This window comes from Achromobacter sp. 1011811831 (assembly GCF_059760905.1).
Window position 1 is genome coordinate 1 of record NZ_JCBANG010000163.1, and the last position, 5993, is coordinate 5993.

Genomic DNA, 5993 nt, shown 5'->3' on the forward strand with positions numbered 1-5993 from the left:
CCGCCGTGGTGCTGGAGTCGTCGGCGCTCACCGGTCTGGACGGGCAGCGGGACGCGGCGCTGAAGGCGCTGGATGGCCAGGCGACCAACAAGACGGAAGGCGTGTATGACCACCTGAGCACGGTGGCGGACCGGCGCGACCTGTCGCGCATCGAGGTGGTGACGGGCGGACAGGCGCTGTTCGCGGGCGGTTCGACCACGGTGGCGACCGGCGGGCAGATCGCGGTGTCGGCGGGCAAGCAGGCGCTGGTGGACGCGGGCGCGCGGCTGGACGTGGCGGGCGCGATCGGCGTGAAGGTGGCGATGGAGTCCAACAGCGTCCGGATCGACGTGCAGGGCAACGAGCAGCGCGACTCGCCGGTGAACCGTGACAGCAAGAACCTGAACAACAGCGAAGTGTGGGTGGACCGGCGCACGCTGGTGAAGGTGGCCGCGGGCGTGAACGGCTACCAGAGCGAGCGCTGGTACACGGCGGGGGGACTGCTGGAGGTGGGCGGCTATCTGGCGACCAGCGGGCGCGGCGCCGGCGAGTGGCTGGCGCAGGGCGGCACGGCGACGTTCACGGGCGGCGAGCTGGTCACGCGGGCCGGCTCGGACATCAACCTGTCGGGCGGCACGCTGGACGTGCGGGACGGCTACATCCGCCAGAGCTGGCTGCGCGGCGCGGACGGCCGCCTGTACGAGCTGTCGCGCGCGCCGGGTGATCTGCTCTACACCGGCCTGTACAAGGGCTTCGAGCAGAAGCACGAGCGCTGGGGCGAGCGGGCCACGCGCACCTTCTACAACCCGCTGATCGCGCCGCGCCAGCGCTACGAGTCGGGTTACACCGTGGGACGCGACGCGGGCCGGCTGGTGGTGTCGGCCAGCAGCGCGCGGTTGGAAGGCGGGATGACGGGCGAAACCTATCTGGGGCCGCGCCAGACCGATGCGCCGCAGGCGGCGCTCGACGGCTTCCTGCAGCCGCAGCATGCCGCCGCGCGACGCGGCGAGTTGGTGGTGGGCAGCTATCTGCCGCGCTATGACGAGGCGGGCAAGACGCTGGCCTGGGGGCTGACGGGCGTCGCGGGCAAGATCACGGTGGGCCAGGGCGAGGCCGGCGCCGGCGAGATCCGCCTGAGCGCTGCCTGGCTGAACCAGGCAGTGCTGGGCGGCTTGAGGCTGGCCGCCGTCGATACGGTGGCGGTGAACGACGCGCTGCGGCTGGCGCCCGGGGGCGAGGCCGTGATGTACGCGCCCTGGGTGGATATCAAGGCCGGCATCTCCGCGCCGGGCGGCGCCATCCAGGCCGGCAACGTGCTGCGGCAGCTGACCCCGAGCGGGCGCGTGGAGGACAGCGTGGCCCTGCCGCGCGGATCCGGCCGCGCCGTGGGCGTGCAGGTCGCCGCCGGCGCGGCGCTGGATGTGGGCGGCCTGTGGGCCAACCTGGGCGCGCGGCCGCAGGACCATGCGCTGCTGCCCTATGGCAATGGCGGCCTGGTGTCGCTGCGCAGCTCGGGCAACATCAAACTGGACGCGGGTTCGGGCGTGATCCTGGACAGCGGCGCCGCCGTGCTGGCGGGCGGCAAGCGGCGCGCGGGCAAGGGCGGCGACGCGGTGTTCGAAGCCGGCGCGGGCCCGGCCGTCGCCGTGGGCGTGCTGGACCTGTCGGGCGAGATTTCCGCGCTGGGGGCGGACGGCGGCGGCACGCTGCGCATCCAGGGCGAGCGCGTGCGCATCCAGCCGGCGCGGGCCGCGCGATCGGACCAGGACGCAACCTGGACGCTGCTGCGGGACGACCTGTTCAGCCTGGGCTTTGCCCGCTACGAAATCACCGGCAAGCGCGAACTTGAAGTGGCGGAAAACGCCGCCGTGCGCGTCGTCATGCCGATGCTGCGCTACGCCGATCAGGCTGCCGGCGCGCTGGACAAGGCCGGCGCGCTGCAGGCCTGGACGCCGCCGCTCTACCAGGATGACGCGGTCAAGGCCGAGCTGACCCAGCGCAAGGGCGCTGGCCTGAGCCTGGCCGCCGGCGTGCAGGCCTCCAGCCTGGCGACCGCGCGCGCGACGGTGCTGAATGTGGCGCGCGGCGCGCTGCTGGAAGTGGACCCCGGACAAAGCCTGCGGCTGGGCAGCGTCGGCCAGCTGACGGTCGACGGCATCTTGCGCGCGCCCGGCGGCAGCATCGTCCTGGGTGAAATCAAGACCAACGCCGATGTCGATGCCGCGCTGATCGCCGCGGGCCATGGACGTTCCATCTGGCTGGGCGATGCCGCCGTGCTGGACGCGGCGGCGCGCGCCGTGACGGCGATCGACGCGCGCGGCCGTCGCTACGGCTGGGTGAACGACGGCGGCCGCATCGTCGTGGGCGGCGAGATCGACCATCAGGCCAGCGAATCCAAGGCCGCCAACCTGTTCGTGGTGTTGCGCGCCGGCGCGCGGCTCGACGCCTCGGGCGCGGAAGCGGTGTTGGACCTGGGGCCGGCCGGCGCGCCGCTGCGCGTGGCCAGCCATGGCGGCAGCATCGCGCTGGCTTCGGGCAACGGCCTGCGGCTGGACGGCAGCCTGATCGCCCGGGCCGGCGGCGCGGGCGCGGCGGGCGGCTCGCTGTCGGTGGCGCTGGAGGCGCCGCTGTACCAGGACGCGCTGGCCACGCGCCGCGTGCTGGGGCCGCGCGAGCTGGTGCTGCGGCAGACGCACGCGCCCTACGCCTGGCAGGCGGACGCCACACCCGAATCGGCCGCCTCGGGACTGAGCTATGGCGAGGGCAGCCTGGGCATGGACCGGGTCGCGGCGGGCGGCTTCGGCAACCTGGCCCTGCTGAGCCAGGGCATGATCAGCTTCGACGGCAATCTCAGTCTGGCCATGGCGCAAAGCCTGAGCCTGTACTCGGCCTCGATGGGCCTGTCTGAGAACGCGCCGCGCGATGCGCGCATCAACCTGGCCGCGCCGTATCTGCGGCTGGCGGGCGCGGTGGTGCGCGGCAAGGACTGGCACACCGCGCCGGTGGTGCGCGTCGGCGTGTCCGCGCGCGCGACCGACGCGACGCTGCGCCTGTCGGGCCAGATGATCGACGTGCGCGACGAAGTGCGCATGAACGTCAACGGCAGCGTCACGCTGCGGCCGCTGGGCAGCGTGACGGTTGATCGCCGGGGCTTTCGCGACGTCGTGCTGGACAGCGCCGGCGACCTGCGTTTCGAGCGCGGCGTCAACACGCCCACGCTACTCGAAACCAGCGGCAATCTGCTGCTGCGCGCGGCCCAGCTCTATCCCGCGACCCATGCCATCGCCACCGTGCGCGCGGGCTATAACGGCGGCAGCGCATGGGTCAGTCACAAGCCGGACGGCCTGCTGGCGATCCAATCCACGGGCGCCGCGCCGGCCATGCCGTATTCGGTGTTCGGCAGCCTGAGCCTGTCGGCGGGCCGGATCGAACAGGGCGGGGTGCTGCGCGCGCCGCTGGGCACGATCTCGCTGGGCTATCTGAACGGCGCGGCCAGCGCCACCGAACAGCTCAGCCTGCTGCCTGGCAGCATCACCAGCGCCAGCGCAGCCGGGCTGGTCATGCCCTATGGCGGCACCGTGGACGGCGTCACCTGGACGCATCTGGGCGCGGCCGTCGAACTGGAGGGCGTGATCTCGCCGACGCGCGGCGTGATCCTGAGCGGCAAGCGCATCGAATCGATGCCGGGGTCGCTGCTGGACCTGCGCGGCGGCGGCGAACTGCGGGGCGCGGGTTTTGTCTCCGGGCGCGGCGGTTCCACCGACGCGCGCATGTCGCCGCTGATGCAGGTAGGCCCGCAAGGCGGCTTCACGCTGCCGTCGCTGGCGACCAATCCGGTCTATGCCATCGTGCCGGGCATCCAGCCCGGCCATGCGCCATCGGGCGGCGAGCGCGGCGCCTCGACACCGGTCGCGGGGCAGCGCGTGACGCTGACGCAGGGCGTGCCCGGCCTGCCGGCGGGCACCTATACGCTGCTGCCCTCCACCTATGCGCTGCTGCCGGGCGCGTTCCGCGTGGAAATCAACGGTGGCGCGGCGCGCGCCGTCGGCCAGGATCGCGCCATCGCCATGCGCAACGGGTCCTGGAGCGCGCCCGGCGCCTTGTCGGTGCCGGACGCGGGCGTGGCCGACGCGCTGCCGCGCCAGCTGATCCTGACGCCGGCCGACACGCTGCGCAAGCTGTCGCAGTACAACGAGACCAGCTATGCCGCGTTCGTGCGCGCCGATGCGCTGCGTCTCGGCGTGCCGCGCGCCTCGCTGCCGCAGGACGGCCGCAACCTGTCGCTGCTGTTCACGCCGGGCGCGGGCGAGCAGGCGTTGAGGTTCCGTGGCGAGGTTGATTTCCGGGCGGCGGAGGGCGGCTTCGCGGGCAGCGTGGCGGTCCTGGACCGGGGCGGCGTAGGCCATATCGAAGTGCTGGCGCCGGACGGCGTCGCCACGCCCGGCCTCAACGCGGTGTCGCTGCGGGCGGGGGACCTGAATGCGTTGTCGGCGGCGCGGCTGGCGCTGGGCGCGCGCCCCGAAGTGAGCTACGGGCAGTCCGGCAACTTCTTCAAGTTCGTGGGCGGCGATAGCAACGGCTCGCGCGGCATCACGCTGCGCGCCGGCGCGCAGCTGTCGGCCGCCGAAGTGCTGATGGTGGTCGGTTCCCCGTTCGGCCAGGGCATCACGATCGAGGCGGGCGCGGGCATCAGTACGCTGGGGCGGGGCAAGACGCCGTTCGATTCGCGCGACGGCTTCGTCTATCAGCCCGGCTACATGGACCAGAGCAATTCCGGTTCGATGCTGGCGGTGTCCAATGGCTGGCTGGACGTGCTGCCCATGGCCGCCAGCGCGCGCGGGCCGCAGCCCATCCTGGTCGGCGTCTGCGGCGCGGCCGGCTGCGAGGGGCAGACCCAGCTCTACGCCGAAGGGACGCTGGCCTTCGCCACCAACAAGCGCTTCGAACTCGACAACCGCGTGCGCTTCGGCGCGCGCAATCTGTCTCTGTCGGTGGGCGCGCTCAACGTGGGCGACGCGCCGACCCTGGCCGCCGTGCAGGCGGCCGGCAAGCTGGTGTCGGGCCTGACGCTGAACCAGGACGTGCTGGGCCGCCTGCTGCGCGGCGATACCGCGCGCGGCGCGCCGGCGCTGGAAAACCTGATCCTGAACGCCTACGACTCCATCAACTTCTACGGCGGCGCGACGCTGGACACGCGCGATCCGGCGACGGGCCGGTCGAGCCTGCAGAACCTGGTGATCGGCACGCCCGCGATCTACGGCTACGGCGGCGCGGGCGATGTGGCGGCGATACGCAGTCCGCGCGTGGTGTGGACCGGTTCGGCCGCCGCGCCGGCCTCGGTTGTGGCGGGCGGCGCCGGCACCGGCGCGGGCACGCTGGCGATCGAGGCCGAGGAGATCGTGCTGGGCTACGGCGCGCAGGCGCAGCCGGATGGCCTGCGGCGCGATGGCCGGCTGGCGCTGGGTTTCTCGTCCGTGGTGCTGGACGCGAGCCGGCGCCTGACCGCCAACCAGCGCGGCAGCCTGTCCGTCTACCGCAGCCAGGACGGCTATGAGAGCGGCGCGGGCTATCGCTACAGCGGTGGCGACCTGCTGATCCGCACGCCCCTGCTGACGGGCGAGGCCGGCTCGGTGATCCGGATGACGGCGGGCGGCGCGCTGCGCGTGACCGCGAGCGATGGCGCGGCGCCGTCCACGGCAGCGGGGCTGGGCGCGGAACTGGGCCTGAAGGGCGCGTCGGTCTTCGTCGACACGCGGCTCGCCGCGCCCAGCGGCCGCATCCGCATCGAGGCCGACGGCGACATCGTGCTGGGCGCGCGCTCGCGCCTGGATGCCGGGGGCCGGGGCGCGGCCTTCGGCGAACTGACGCGCTACAGCTGGGGCGGCGACGTGCTGCTCGACAGCGCGCGCGGCAACATCCTGCAGGCCGAGGGCGGAGTGATCGACGTGTCGGCGCGTTTCAACCAGGCGGGTTCGCTGACGGCGCGCGCGGTCGACCCGGCCGCCGGCCGGGTC

At 73.4% G+C, this 5993-nt stretch carries 1 pseudogene; it reads left to right on the forward strand.

The features are described from left to right. Positions 1-5993 (forward strand): annotated as a pseudogene (locus AC6LJ9_RS30100) (hemagglutinin); the annotation flags it as partial.